This is a genomic window from Streptomyces sp. DSM 40750 (assembly GCF_024612035.1).
Classification (GTDB): Bacteria; Actinomycetota; Actinomycetes; order Streptomycetales; family Streptomycetaceae; genus Streptomyces.
The window spans coordinates 9,922,686-9,935,981 of record NZ_CP102513.1 but is presented as its reverse complement, the minus strand read 5'-3'; the positions used below and the strand labels follow the sequence as shown (position 1 = coordinate 9,935,981).

General features: G+C 68.9%; 12 protein-coding genes and 1 pseudogene. 5 read left to right on the top strand and 8 right to left on the bottom strand.

Annotation, left to right across the window (positions count from 1 at the left end):
- Positions 1 to 69: 69 nt before the first annotated feature.
- Positions 70 to 1,062 carry a LacI family DNA-binding transcriptional regulator gene (locus JIX55_RS43540; protein WP_257569690.1) on the bottom strand — a complete coding sequence of 331 codons (993 nt, stop codon included), beginning with the start codon at positions 1,060 to 1,062 and terminating at the stop codon, positions 70 to 72.
- 226 nt (positions 1,063 to 1,288) lie between these two features.
- Here JIX55_RS43540 and JIX55_RS43535 point away from each other — a divergent pair, with 226 nt between their 5' ends.
- A complete protein-coding gene (locus tag JIX55_RS43535) occupies positions 1,289 to 2,284 on the top strand; it encodes a carbohydrate kinase family protein (RefSeq protein WP_257568722.1) in 996 nt (331 codons plus the stop codon).
- Positions 2,285 to 3,564: 1,280 nt separating this feature from the next.
- On the opposite strand, the pseudogene JIX55_RS43530 reads toward JIX55_RS43535, so the two are convergent.
- Both JIX55_RS43530 and JIX55_RS43525 read right to left on the bottom strand, forming a co-directional pair.
- A pseudogene (locus JIX55_RS43530) lies at positions 3,565 to 3,840 on the bottom strand (hypothetical protein); the annotation flags it as partial.
- 12 nt (positions 3,841 to 3,852) lie between these two features.
- Positions 3,853 to 4,725, bottom strand: coding sequence for a helix-turn-helix transcriptional regulator (locus JIX55_RS43525; protein WP_257568721.1), 873 nt, complete (start codon positions 4,723 to 4,725; stop codon positions 3,853 to 3,855).
- 267 nt (positions 4,726 to 4,992) lie between these two features.
- Here JIX55_RS43525 and JIX55_RS43520 point away from each other — a divergent pair, with 267 nt between their 5' ends.
- From JIX55_RS43520 to JIX55_RS43510, 3 genes are all read left to right on the top strand, one after another.
- Positions 4,993 to 5,871 carry a helix-turn-helix transcriptional regulator gene (locus JIX55_RS43520; RefSeq protein WP_257568720.1) on the top strand — a complete coding sequence of 293 codons (879 nt, stop codon included), beginning with the start codon at positions 4,993 to 4,995 and terminating at the stop codon, positions 5,869 to 5,871.
- A gap of 438 nt (positions 5,872 to 6,309) precedes the next feature.
- Entirely contained in the window at positions 6,310 to 7,149 is an 840-nt protein-coding gene (locus JIX55_RS43515; protein WP_257568719.1) for an SDR family NAD(P)-dependent oxidoreductase, read from the top strand.
- Positions 7,150 to 7,285: 136 nt separating this feature from the next.
- A complete protein-coding gene (locus tag JIX55_RS43510; RefSeq protein WP_257568717.1) occupies positions 7,286 to 8,068 on the top strand; it encodes an SDR family oxidoreductase in 783 nt (260 codons plus the stop codon).
- 487 nt (positions 8,069 to 8,555) lie between these two features.
- Here JIX55_RS43510 and JIX55_RS43505 read toward each other — a convergent pair whose 3' ends face one another.
- The 3 genes from JIX55_RS43505 to JIX55_RS43495 all read right to left on the bottom strand — a co-directional run bounded on the left by JIX55_RS43505 (position 8,556) and on the right by JIX55_RS43495 (position 9,801).
- Complete coding sequence (locus tag JIX55_RS43505; RefSeq protein WP_257568715.1) at positions 8,556 to 8,783, bottom strand: winged helix-turn-helix domain-containing protein; 228 nt, start codon at positions 8,781 to 8,783, stop codon at positions 8,556 to 8,558.
- 140 nt (positions 8,784 to 8,923) lie between these two features.
- The gene (locus JIX55_RS43500; protein ID WP_257568714.1) at positions 8,924 to 9,088 is read right to left on the bottom strand and encodes a hypothetical protein; all 165 of its coding nucleotides are present in this window, start codon (positions 9,086 to 9,088) and stop codon (positions 8,924 to 8,926) included.
- A gap of 59 nt (positions 9,089 to 9,147) precedes the next feature.
- A complete protein-coding gene (locus JIX55_RS43495) occupies positions 9,148 to 9,801 on the bottom strand; it encodes a TetR/AcrR family transcriptional regulator (RefSeq protein WP_257568713.1) in 654 nt (217 codons plus the stop codon).
- A gap of 73 nt (positions 9,802 to 9,874) precedes the next feature.
- Between JIX55_RS43495 and JIX55_RS43490 the strand changes: the two genes are divergently transcribed.
- Complete coding sequence (locus JIX55_RS43490; protein ID WP_257568712.1) at positions 9,875 to 10,297, top strand: Dabb family protein; 423 nt, start codon at positions 9,875 to 9,877, stop codon at positions 10,295 to 10,297.
- A 162-nt stretch (positions 10,298 to 10,459) separates the two neighbouring features.
- Here the strand turns inward: JIX55_RS43490 and JIX55_RS43485 are convergent, their stop codons facing one another.
- Positions 10,460 to 11,698, bottom strand: coding sequence for an MFS transporter (locus tag JIX55_RS43485; protein WP_257568711.1), 1,239 nt, complete (start codon positions 11,696 to 11,698; stop codon positions 10,460 to 10,462).
- Positions 11,699 to 11,889: 191 nt separating this feature from the next.
- Entirely contained in the window at positions 11,890 to 13,281 is a 1,392-nt protein-coding gene (locus tag JIX55_RS43480) for an amidohydrolase family protein (RefSeq protein WP_257568710.1), read from the bottom strand.
- Positions 13,282 to 13,296: the final 15 nt, after the last annotated feature.

The window sequence follows — 13,296 nt, the reverse complement described above, 5'->3', positions numbered from 1 at the left end:
AGACTCTTTTCCTCTCTTCAACACACAGGGCGAAGACGGGACGGGATTCCTCGGCGGGCTGATTAGCGGTCAGACCGACGAGCGTTCGAGCAGCGGGCAGTCGATCGTCACCTGACGGGTGTCGAGCGGCTGCCCTGCTGCGAGAGCGGCGAGCATGTCGATGCCCTTGGTGCCCATGGCCTCGAAGGGCAGGGCGAGCGTCGTCAGTTTCGGCCGCAGGTAGGCGGCGATGAGTTCCTGGTTGTCGAACCCCACCACGGCCACGTCGTGCGGGATGCGCAGCCCACGTTCCTTGATCGCGTCGTACGCGCCCATCGCCATCCGGTCGTTTCCGCAGAACAGCGCGGTCGGCCGGTCGCCGGGCGGGCGGTCAAGGAGTTCGCAGGCGGCGGTGTAGGCGCTGTCGGCGGTGGCCCAGCCGGGGACGACGAGGGAGGGGTCGGGGGTGATCCCGGCCTCGCGCAGGGCACGCTCGTACCCCTCGCGCCTGCCGATGGCGGCCGGGATCGCCGGGTCGAGGTTGATGAACCCGATGCGGGTGTGACCGGCGTCCAGGAGCCGGCGGGTCGCCTTGTATCCGCCCGACACCTCGTCGGGCAGGATGCACGGCAGCTCCCCTTCCACGTCATAGCAGTTGACGAGCACCGTCGGCACCTCACGGGCGGCCTTGGGGAGCGTGACGGCGCGGTGCCAGGTCGTGGCGTACAGGAGCCCTTCCACGCGGTGCTCCAGCATCTGGTCGAGCGCGGCGGCCTCCTGGGCGGGGTCGCCCTCGCTCGCGGCGATCAGCAGGAACCTCCGGTCACCCCAGGCGCGGCTCTGCGCGCCCGTGATCACCTCCCCCGCGAAGGGGCCGGTCACGATCTCGGTGATCAGCCCGAACCACCCGCTGCGGTTCGCGGCCAGCGCCCGCGCTCCGGCGTTGGGCCGGTAGCCGAGCTCCTCGATCGCCTCCAGGATCCGCCGACGGGTCTCCTCGGGGATGGCGGCGCCGGGCTTGTCGTTGAGGACGAAGGAGACCGTGGTCCGCGAGACGCCCGCGTGGCGCGCCACATCGCTCATGGTCACGCGCTGTGTCCTGTTCGTGGCCACTTCCAGTCCCTTTCGGCCGACCGGAGACGAGACACCGCCTCCAGTTTCGCGCTTTAATAACGCGCGTTACTTCCGTGTGGCTGGGAAGTTACGTCCGTCTTGAGCGGCATGTCAATACCTGTGCACGGGCTGCATCAGGCCACCGTCCCGGAGCCCTTCGCACCCGCACTCTTTATGAGAGAGGAAGACAGTCACCATGGCCCGACCCCAGGCCCCCCGCAGCGTCGCCGTCACCGTCCTCGGCGAATGTGTCGCCGACGCCTTCACCGACCCGGCCCGGTCCAGCTCCGACGAACTCGCGCTGCGCGCCCTGCCCGGTGGCGGCCCCGCCAACACCGCCGTAGCCCTCGCCCGGCTCGGCACCCCCACCCGCTTCCTCGGGCGCTTCTCCACGGATGTCTTCGGCACCCTCTTCCGGGCCCGCCTCAGCGACGCCGGCGTCGACCTGACCGGCAGCGTGACCGCCCCCGAGCCCAGCACCCTCGCCGTAGCCGACCTCGACGAGTCCGGCCAGGCCACGTACACCTTCTACGCCGACAGCGCGGCCGACTGGCAGTGGACCGATGAGGAACTCGCCACCACCAGGTCGGACGGCGCGGCGTGCCTGCACACCGGTTCCCTGGCACTGATACGCCAACCCGGCGGCAGCCGCATCGAGGCCTACCTCGCCCAGGCACGCGAGGACGTCACCGTGTCCATCGACCCCAACGTCCGCCCTCTGCTCGTACCACCCGCCACCTACCGCGAACGGCTCCCCCACTGGTGCGCCCTCGCCGACATCCTCCGCCTGAGCGAGGACGACCTCGACCTGCTCCTCCCTGGTGTCAGCCCTGAAGCTGCGTGCGACACTTGGCACGCCGCCGGCGCCCGGCTCGTCGTCGTCACCTTGGGCGGACGGGGCGCCCTCGCCTCCCTCGACGGCCTCCGCGTCACCGTCGCGGCCCCGGCCGTCGACGTCGTCGACACCGTCGGCGCCGGGGACTCCTTCACCGCGGGCCTGCTCCACCGACTCGCCGCCCTCGGGCACCTCGGCGGCCGACTCGACGCACTGAGCCTCGAAGACCTGACCGACGCCTGCTCCTTCGCAGCCCGCGTCGCCGCCCTGACCTGCTCAGTCTCCGGAGCGAACCCGCCCCGGGCGGACGAGGCGGCGCTGGAGGCCGACGTGGAACAGCTCCTGCCGCACGCCTGAACGTGGCATGCCCGTTCCCGCAGACAGGACTGCGGGAACGGGCGTCGAATCCAAACGGCCGACACCCCATACGCGCTGTTGCCTTGGCGTCGACATGGTTGCGGGGCCGCAGAGCAGGGGAGCCGACTGGTGCTTGAGGTCAGGTGCGGCTCTCAGTGAGGTCTGGCAGCTCGGCCCGGATGCGGTCGGCCTCCTCGCGCAGTCCGACAACCGACGACATCCGCGATTTCCCGGGGAGCGACGACACGACAGGCCACGGCTCCCACGGAATCACCGACCCTATGCCCGACCAGCGCAAATTCCGTCCTCAAATCCGGAGGACAACAGCTTCAGAGGGCTCGACGCGAAGTGCTCACTGCGCGAAGGGAGTGAACCGGCCGACGTGGACAGGACCGACCGGCGACTTCTTCGGCCGCCTTGCCTTCTCCCCAGACAGCAGGGACCGCTCTGCGCCCCGCCGTACTCACCGCGTGAGCGAAGGTGATCCATCTGAGACGCGCTCGTCGAAGCCGCCGGCTGTCACACCGACAGCGACCAGGCACCGGACCATACTCAGCTGCCGGCGGTCCGCAAACCTGAGCAGCTGGACGAGACCCTCCTCGACCGCCGCGACGTCCTGACCACTTGGACCATGGGGCACCACACGAGAGGACCGAGTGATCGCTCAGGGCAGTTTCCTCTTGGGGCAGTTCCTGGCTCCCACCTGCCATCACCACGACCTACATTCCCGCGTGCCGCAAACCCGGAAGACCACCACATCGAACGCCTCGACCCACATGTGCCGACCGGAGCGCAGATCCGTCGACACCGCTCTGCCCGTTACCAGCGGCCTCAACATGGCCTCAATTCATGGCACTACCGCAGCACGACCCACCAGAACAGGTCTCACCAGCTACCCACCAACGCGCATACGTGCAGGTCAGGCACCTACCGGCTGAACGCAGACCGAACCGGCCCCGAACTCGCGAGCAGCGGATTCAGTCCGTTCAGGCGAAGTTGACGATCCGACAGGACAAAATGAACGTTTCCGCAGGTCAGGGACCTACACAGGTGGGGCGGGTGGGACTCGAACCCACGGCCGACGGATTATGAGTCCTTTGAGGATCTTGGCGACCCTTGCCGATCAATGCTCATCCATGGTGTTTTTGCAGGTCAGATGCCATGAGCCGTGTCGGTCCCTCTCAGCCTTTGCCTGTCTGTTCCTGTCCTTGCGTCCCGAACGCGTCCCGAACGCGTCCAGGCCGGACGTCCTCAGCGAACGCGGCGACGATCGGGCCAGCTCAGAAAAGGGTCCCGAACTCGCCCGCAGCGGATTCCCCTTCCAACGCCCAGCCCGTGATCAGTGGTTGGGCATGGGGCCGGACGGTGAGGATCTGTAGTGCGTGTCCGACCGGGCTGTTGATCTCGTGCAGGACGGTGCTGGTGAGGTCTTGCCCGGTGGGGCCGAACGTGACCGTGGCGTTTAGGCCGGTCCAGTGACCTTCGGGCTGGCAGTGGAGGTGGAGGGTCTGGTCGACGTTGGGGAACATCCAGGCGGTAAGCGGCTGTCGTACGGCTCCCGTTCGCGGCTACTGGTCCTTGGCCGCGAGGTCGGCGGCGGGCACAGCCGCTTGGGCCTGCTTCGGCTCGGCGGCCATGGCCCTCAGCGTCTCGAAGGCGGCTGCCGTCGGGCTGGCCGGTTCAGCCTGATAGACCACGAGCTGCTGATGCGGGGCCCCGTTGACCGTGAAGGCCGCGAACTTGATGTGCAGGTCTCCGACCTCGGGGTGCTTGAGGTGCTTGCCTTCCTGGGACTTGCTCTTGACCTCGTGCATCTTCCAGATTCCGGCGAATTCCTCGCTCTGGGCGGACAGTTCCGCCACGGCGTCGGCGATGCGGGCCGATTCTGGATCGTGGCCGTATGCGGCCCTGAGTTCGGCGACACAGGAGTGCGCGGCTCGCTCCCATTCCTGGTAGAACTCGCGCCCTGCCGGGTCGACGAACACCATGCGAGCGAGGTTGTCGAACTGGTCGAACCCGCTGTGGAGGGCCGTGGCAAGGGAGTTGGCTGCCATGATGTCGAGGGCCGGGCCGACGACGAAGGCCGGGGTGTGCTCCCATCCGTTCATCAGCTCCAACAACTGTTGGCTGATGTCCGCCTGGCCCCAGTCGCGCGGGCGCTGCGAGGCGGTGAGGCAGAGGCGGTTGAGATGTTCGGCGGCTTCCGCATCGAGTTTCAGTGCTTGGGCCACGGCGTCGAGCACCTGCGGGGAGGGGCTGTTCTCGCGTCCCTGTTCCAGCCTGATGTAGTAGTCGGAGCTGACTCCGGCGAGCATCGCGACTTCTTCTCTGCGCAGTCCCGGTACCCGGCGTCGCCCGTATTCGGGCAGACCGACGTCCTGTGGCTTGAGGGCTTCGCGGCGGGCTCTGAGGAAATCACCCAAAGGTGTCCCATTGCTCATGCGGCAAGACTAGATGATTTCCAGCCGACGGGACCTGCCGGTCACGCACTATGACACTAGGTTGCGGATCTTGAACGCGTAGTACCTTCATGACCTGATTGGCGGGATTTTCCCGGCCTCGCGTCGTTTTTGCGGAGGCGCCGGGCTGTCGGGAAGCTTTTCGCCGTCCGTCACATCCGTGCGTCACCCGTGGGCGCACAATCCTGGGTGTAACGCACCCACCATCGGCAGACCATTTACGGGCGTTTTCCGCCTAGCCTCGGGAGCATGGACAACGTCACGCGCTCCGACTCGGTTGAAGGGCTGGGTCAGTTCCTCCGCGCCCGCCGGGAACGCCTCAGCCCCGCGGACGCGGGACTGCCCAGCGCCGGTCGCCGCAGGGTGCCCGGTTTGCGGCGGGACGAGGTCGCGGCGCTGACGGGTGTCAGCTTGAGCTACTACAGTCGGCTTGAGCAGGGCCGTGAACTCAGCCCCTCGATCCGGGTACTGGAGGCCATCGCCCGCGTGCTGCGACTCGGGGAGGAAGACCAGCGGGAGCTCTTCCGGCTGGCCCGGCCGGCGGCTCGCCGCCGCACGAAGTCCCCCGCCCGGGTCGAGCGTGTCCGGCCGCATCTGCGGCAACTGATCGAGAGCTGGACCAAGACCCCGGCGTTCATCATCGGCCACGCCCAGGACCTGCTGGCCACCAACGCACTGACCGACGATCTCTACCGTGACTTCGCGCAGCACGACAACGTGCTGCGCATGCTCTTCCTGGACCCCGCGGCGAAAACCTTCTACAGGAACGCCGAGCGGGCCAAGCATCGCGCGGTCTCCGACCTTCAGCAGACCGCCGCGAACACCCCCGAGGACGCCCGCATCCTGGAGCTCGTCGGCGAACTGTCCGTGCGCAGCGGCGAGTTCCGCTCCCTGTGGGCGCACGAGTACACCCGGGTCCCGCCCTACGAGGTCAAGCACATATACCACTCAGTCGTGGGAGACCTGGAGTTGCGGCACGAGGCCCTCACCATCCGCAGCGCCCCGGGACAGCAGCTCGTCATCCTGCAGGCGGAGCCGGGCTCCTCGTCCGCGGACGGTCTGGCCCTGCTGGGCTCCCTCAGCGCACCTGAAGTGCCCCGTCAGCAGAATCCTGGGGACGGCGCCTGATCCAGGAGAGATAACCCGGGCCGCTACCGCGCATTCCTCTCGGCAGCGCCCGGAATTCTGTCGAACAGGCCACCGCATTCGCCTCGCCGAATGTCGGCGGACCGGAAAACAGCTACCGTGTGTTTTCCCGGCCGCGTTCCCAGCCGACCCCACCTCCGGGATCCCCAGCCCGCAGCGTGCACCGTCGGCGGACTCCGGCAAGGCCGCCAAGGGTGCGCGGTTGACCGCCGAACGGCCCGCATCCTGTTGCCTCTGCCGGCTTCGTCCCACCGGAACTCACCGCTCACCCTGCGGTACTTCGCCGGACGTACGTCTCGTCTTCCTAGGTGTAGGACTCCCAGGAAGAGCACAGCCTTCATAGCACCGTAGCCCACGGCCAGACTCGAATTCGTCAACAGGAAATCCCCCACAAGGGGATACGACGAAAGAGGTTTTCCCATGGCTACGTGGTTTGTCACCGGTGCTTCCCGCGGAATCGGTGCTGAAATCGCCCGCGCCGCCCTGGCAGGCGGTAACAATGTCGTGGTCGCCGTACGGAACCCGGAGCGGGTGCCGGAGGATCTGAAGAACTCCGACCGGGTCTTCGCCGTCGCCCTGGACGTCACGGACAACGACAGCATCCCGCAGGCGGTCGCGGCCGCCGTGGACCGGTTCGGCGGCATCGACGTCCTAGTGAACAACGCAGGCCGCGGCCTGCTCGGCGCGCTGGAGGAGATCACCGACGCGGAGGCCCGGTCGCTGTTCGACCTCAACGTCTTCGGCCTGATCAACGTCACCCGCGCCGTGCTGCCCGTCATGCGCAAGCAGGGCTCGGGCAGGCTGGTGCACATCGGTTCCCGATCGGGTTTCGAGGGCGAGCCCGGCGTCAGCCTGTACTGCGCGTCGAAGTTCGCCGTCGCCGGCATCAGCGAGGCACTCTCCGTCGAGATGGCGCCGTTCGGGATTCAGTCGATGGTCGTCGAGCCGGGCGTCTTCCGCACCGACTTCCTCGACGCCAGCTCCCTGTCGGTCGCCGCGGACCGCATCGCCGACTACGACGACACCCCCGCGCACGTGACGCTGGACTGGATCGACAAGGCCAACCACGCGCAGCTCGGCGACCCCGTCAAGGGCGCCGCCCTTATCGTCGAGGTCGCTTCCGCCGAGAAGCTGCCCACTCACCTCTACCTCGGGCGCGACACCCTGGAGCGGCTCGACGTCAAGTACCAGCAGGTGCAGGACGACCTCGCCCCGTGGCGGGAGAAGTCCGCCGCCACCGCGCACGACGACGCCGTCTGACGCACCGCAGGGCGCCATCGCGCTCGGGCGCCCGCAGCCCCTCAACAGCCCGGCCGGGAAGGAGAACCCGGCCCGGCCGGGCACCGCACCACTGATCCGCCTCTCCCCACCCGCCGATCAAAGAGATTGAGGTTTTGTGATGTCTGCTGCTCTGCTCACCGGCACTCCCCTGGCCGGCCGTGTCGCTGTCGTCTCCGGCGCCTCCAGCGGCATGGGCGCCGTCACCGCCGAGCGCCTCGCCGAACTCGGCGCCACCGTGGTCGTACTAGCTCGGCGCAAGGAGCGCCTCGACAGCCTGGCCAAGAACATCGAGGCCGCCGGCGGCACCGCTCTCGCCCTGGCCGTCGACGTCACCGACCGCGCCGCCGTCCAGGCAGCCGCCGACCAGGTCGCCGCGCGCTTCGGCAAGGCCGATCTCGTGTTCAACAACGCCGGCGTCCAGCTCATCTCCGGCATCGAGGAGCTCAAGGTCGACGACTGGCAGCGCCAGATCGACCTCAACATCAGCGGCCTGATGAACGTCATCGCCGCGTTCCTCCCGCACCTGACGGACTCCGCCGCCCAGGGCAGGCCCGCCGACCTGATCAACACCTCGTCCATCGCGGCAACCCGTATCCTGGCGAAGTTCTCGATCTACTCGGGCACCAAGGCGTACATCAGCCACCTCACCCGGCTGCTCCGCGTAGAACTCGGTCCCAAGATGGTCCGCGTGGCCACCATCGAGCCCGGCATGGTGGTCACCGAACTTCCCGACCACGTCACCGACCCCGACGCCTCCAAGTTGATGGCCGACCTCATCCACGACATCGACTGTCTGCAGTCCGCCGACATCGCCGAAACCGTTGCCTTCATGGCCGCTGTTCCGCGCCACGTCAACCTCACCGAGATCACCATCATGCCGACCGCCCAGGCCATCTGAAGTCCGTCCCGTCATGGCGGGGGAGGAACAGCCGAACGCTGTTCCTCCCCCGCCATGACGCGTCGGCGGACGCGGTTGCCGGAATTCCTCTGAGGCTCAGCAGTCCGGCGGAGGTGGTGCCGCCTTGAGGAAGTCTCCAGTCGAGAACGGGTACGTTGTAGGCCTCGCCGGAGGTCGGTTCCGTCTGGGCGACGGGACACCACTCACCGACCCTCGGGGCTGCGGGGCGGCAGGTAGAAGAGTTCGACACCGACCGCGGCCAGCTCCTCGCGGCGGCCTTTGAACGCTCTGGCCACGTGTGCCGAGGCGTTGTCCAGGACGACGGTGCAGGGAACGGGCGCGCTTCCAGCCCGCGGGCGGTTCCTCCAGTCTCGCAGCCCCGCCGGGCAGACCAGCCAGCTTCGTGCACACGAACTCGAACTCCAGCAGCGTGGCCGCGTCGACCTTGCCGGCGCGAAGCCGCTCTCGTCGAGGAAGTACAAGTCGCTTACGCCGGTATCCGCCGCCAGCCGTAAGGCCGTAAGTCCTCCGGCTGTGCCCGTGCGGCCTGCTGGAGGACGGGGTCGGCCTTGTGCCGCAGGGTGTCACGCGTTCGTTTCCACCCGAACCCGTCCCGGTGAAGCAACTCGGTCAGCCAAGCCGCGCCGACCCTCACCCCGCGTTCGGCCCGCAGCCAGTCGCACAGTGCCGCGGCTGTCCAGGTACGGCCTGACACGCGGACTCATCAGCAACGCGGCCAGGGCCTCTCGGTCCTCGCGGGTGATCGGGCGGGCGGCCTGGGCGCGGGGCATCGGCCAGGGCTTCGAATCCACCGTCCTCGAAGCGGTGGACCGCACCTCGCGCGGTGACGTTGTTTCATTCGAGCAGATCAGCAACCTGGGGCACGGTCATACCTCGCGCAATCAGCCGGCTGCACTCCAGACGCAGCCGGGCATGCGGCGCTGAATCACGCGCCCGCAGACGCTCACGCACCTCACGTTCCTGATCAAGCGTCAACTTCACGCGCAGGATCTTCGGCATGGCAGCCCCTCCCTGCCCACCTCGTACCCGAACTGCAGCCGACATCACCGACAGACCGCTCAGTCGCTCCCGTACGCGCGCAGGAAGGCGTCCACGGCCGCATCCGCGATGACGCGGAGCTCGGCGGCGGGGACGCGACGGGTGCCCAGCCGGGAGCGGGACTCCAAAGGGCCGGTGAGCAGGGCGAAGAAGTGTTCGGCGGCCTGCTCCGGGTCGCATGGGCGCAGGCGGCCGGCGAGCGAGAGGCGGGCCAGCCGATCGGCGAGCGCCGCGCGGGGACGGTGCGCGGTGCGCTCCTGCACGGTCTCGATCAGGTCGGGGAATCGCGCCACCTGTGCGTAGGTCAACCAGCGCAGCGCGCGGGCGCGTTCACCGCAGCAGATCCTCAGCAGCCGCTGGGCCAGGTCCGCAAGCGCCACACGCAGGTCATCGTCGGGGGCTCGCTCGCGCAGCCGCTCGACGACCGCGAGGTTCTCCGCCATCAGCGTGTCGGCCGCTGCCTCGATGGTGTGGCGGAAGAGGGTCTCCTTGTCGTTCAGGTGGCTGTAGACGGTCGGTTTGGCGACGCGCGCCTCCTCCGCGATCTCCTGGACGCATGCCTGTGCGTATCCGCGCCGCGCGAAGACGGCGAACGCGGCGTCCAGGATCGCCTGTCGCTTGTCGACCCGCCCGCGCGAGACGCCACTGCCCCCGCTTGACGCTGTTGAACCCATGGGTTCATTCTAAGTGCAATACCCATAAGGAAGATTTACTGAACTAGCTGGTTCAATCAAGGGACGGGAAACCATGATCGTTCACACGCTGCGCTTCGCCTTCAAGGACGGGACGACCGAGGAGCAGAAGGCCCAGGTGCTCGCGCTGATGCGGCGAACGGCGTCCGTCGAGTCGGTCTCGTTCGCAACCGTCGGGCAGAGCCTGGGCGATCCCGCCGATGGCCTCACCCACGCCTACTGCGTGGGCATTGAGGACCTGGCGGCCCTCGAGCGGTACATGCACGACCCGGTTCATCTGGCGGGAGACCCCGAGATCATCCCGCACCTGGCCAAGATCTCCATCGGCCCCGACCTTTCCGACGACATGGCCCCAGAGCTGGCCGGCGAGATCATGGCGCTGCACGAGAAGAAGGCCGCCGTGCACCCGAAGTGGGCCGCCCAGCTCGAACCGCTCCTTGAGGTACAGGTCGCCTCAGGGCCGTCAGATCGTTCATGACCGGACCCGCCGCCGTCCTCGCGGATCCGACCGCAATGGGCCGCCGACCGCGTGAGAAGGCCGACAGCCCGTTGCGTGCACCCGATCGGGGGTGCGGCAAGGCCGCCACCATCTGCCTGACCGCACTCCACCTCGTCCAGCACGGGACTTCCCCAGGGCCGCTTAGTCGGTGTGCCGTCTGCGGAGCGCGGGCAGGGCCAGCAGGACGCCCAGCGCGAGCGTGGCGGCGATGACGCGCAGGATGTCGGCGAAGCCCAGGCCGGTCAGCGCGCCGGTGAGCTGCGGGCCCAGGCTGGCGCCGATGAACATGCTGCCTCCGTAGAGGGCGACGGCCGCTCCGCGTGCGTGCGCGGCGCCCGCGTTGATGGTCTCGACGACGGCGGGCGCAGCTGCCGCTACGGCCGCTACGAACAGCAGCAGGGCGATGGCCAGCGGCACGATGTGGCCGCCGAGGAAGGAGCCGGCCGTGACGGCGAGGGCGGCCAGCGCGAAGGCGAGGACCGCGCGCAGGGGTGCGGCCAGGCGCTGGAGCAGAGGGGCGAGCACGGGGACGGCGACCAGGGCGGGCAGCGCGCTGGCTCGCAGGGCGAGGATCGCGGAGGAGTTCCCGGCGATGCCGGGCGGTCCGGCGATGGCGACCGCCGTATAGACGGCGACGAAGGCGGCCATCAGGGCCACGGTCGAGAGGTAGAGGGCGACCAGGCGCGGCCGGCCGAGCAACCGTGGCATCGCTGCGAACGGCTGGTGCAGCCCGCCGCCGGTGGTGTGGCGGAGGGCGGGCCGCAGGACGCGGCGCACGGGGATCAGGCTCAGGGCCATGAGGGCGGCGCCGATCCAGAAGACCGCGCGCCAGCCGAGTCCGGCCGCGACGGCCTGGGCGCCGATCTGCAGGAGCACGGCGGCGGCGAACATGCCGCTGGTGACGCAAGTCAGGGCCGTGGCGCGGCGCTGGGGCGCGATGTGGTGCACGACGTAGGAGATGGCGGAGGGCGCGAAAGTCGCGGTGGTCAGTCCCTGCACGATCCGCAGGGCGACGGCCCAGGTGAGGTCGGGAGCGGCGCCGACCGCCAGGGTGGCTGCGGTGGCGGCCACGAGCCCGGCGGTGATCACGGCGCGCGAACCGTAGCGGTCCGACAGGGGACCGGCGAGGAGGAATCCGGCGGCGTAGGCGAAGCCGAACGCCGTCGCCGTCCAGGTGGCCTGTCCTGATGTGGTGCCGAGTGCGGTGGCCATGGGGTGCAGCAGGGCCAGGACGGTGTACATCTGCCCGACCATCAGGACGCCGAGTGCGGTCAGCAGGGTGATGGTCGGGGCGGCGGGTGCCCAGGCGGGCGGCTGGTCCGGGGTGCTGAGCGCGGCTGTCGTGTGCCGGAGGGAAGTGGTGGGAGTGAGGTGGGACATGGGAGCTCCAGAAGGGGCGGCCGGTCGCCGCCCCGCGTGTCCGCGCGCGGCACGACCGGCCGATGGCACTGGCGGGATGCTGTGGGTGGGTGCCCCCGGCCGCAGGAGGAGAAGCGGCCGGGGGCGATGGAGGGGACTGCCCAGGCGGTGGGGGTGCCCAGGCGGCCGGGTTGATCAGGCAGCTGAGGCGCTCAGACAGCCGGGGTGTTCAGCACGTACTCGCGTGAGGTATGCACCTCGCCGCGCAGGGCGGCCAGGTCGACGTCGAGGACGTGTCCGTCCCACTTTCGGGGCTCGCCGTTGATGAGGACGGCGCTGATGTTGCGGGCGTCGGAGCCCAGCACGATCGTGCCGATCGGGTCGTTGAGCGGCATGTTGTTGAGGTCCTCGGCCTGGATGACCAGCAGGTCGGCCTTCTTGCCCGGCGTGAGTGAGCCGGTGACACCGGCCAGACCGTTGGTACGGGCACCTTGGAGGGTCGCGAAGTCGAGGACGTCATGGGTGGTGATGCGGGAGGGTTGCTGGTCGGTGCCGTAGACGGCGTTGACCGCGCGCATCCGCTGGATGGCGTGCAGGGCCCGCATCTGCGTGAACATGTCGCTGGCCAGGGCGACTTCGACGTCGATGCTCAGTCCGGGGCGGATGCCGACGGAGAGCGCCTCGTCGACGGCGGGGATCGCCGTCTCGAGGCCGATCTGCGCGTCGGAGGTCGGGGCGAGGGCCACGGTGGTGCCGGTCTCCCCCATCGCCTTCCATGCCTCGGAGGTCAGTCCGGTGGAGTGGATGAGGGTGACGTCGGGGCTGAGTATGCCGTCCTTGGCCCAACGCAGGACCGCCTCGGAGGAGGAGGTGCCGAAGACGGCGTCCACGCTCACCCCGATGCCCAACTCTTTCGCGACGCGGGCGAGTTCGGGGCCGTAGGCGAGGGCCGGTCCGGCGATCTCGTCGGTGGCCAGGGTGGCCAGGCGCAGGGTGAGCAACTGGTCGTCGCTGCTGAAGTACTGGCCCTTGATGCGGGCCAGGTCGCCCGGCCACTGCCGGTCCCACTCGCCGAAGTGGGGGCCCATGGAGGCGTGCACGCCGCGGATGCCGGTGTCGACGAGGGCCTGGACTGCGGCGTCGGAGTGCTCGCGGGTGCGGGAGTTGTGGGAGAAGTCGAGCATGGTCGTGATGCCGCTGTCGATCGCGGTCAGGGCGGCCAGCCGGGTGCCGATGTACATGTCCTCGGGCCGGTAGACCGTGGCGTAGCCGGCCAGGGTGGCCATGACGTAACCGCCGAGGTCATCGACGTCCGGCATGATCCGGCGCAACTGGGCCTCCCAGGCGTGCCGGTGGGTGTCGACGAAGCCGGGGGTGAGGATCGTGCCGGTGGCGTCGACGACCACGGCATCTGCCGCGTCGAGGTCGCGGCCGACGGCGGTGATCGTGTCGCCCTCGACGAGGAGGTCGCCGCCGTCGATGACACCGAGGTCGGGGTCCATGGTGACGACGGTCGCGCCGGTCAACAGGATGCGCCGCCGGTCGGCGGGACGACGCCGGAGCTCTTCGAGGACGGCGGCGCTGGTGGTGTCGTTGACGTTCATGAGAGGTCTTCTTTC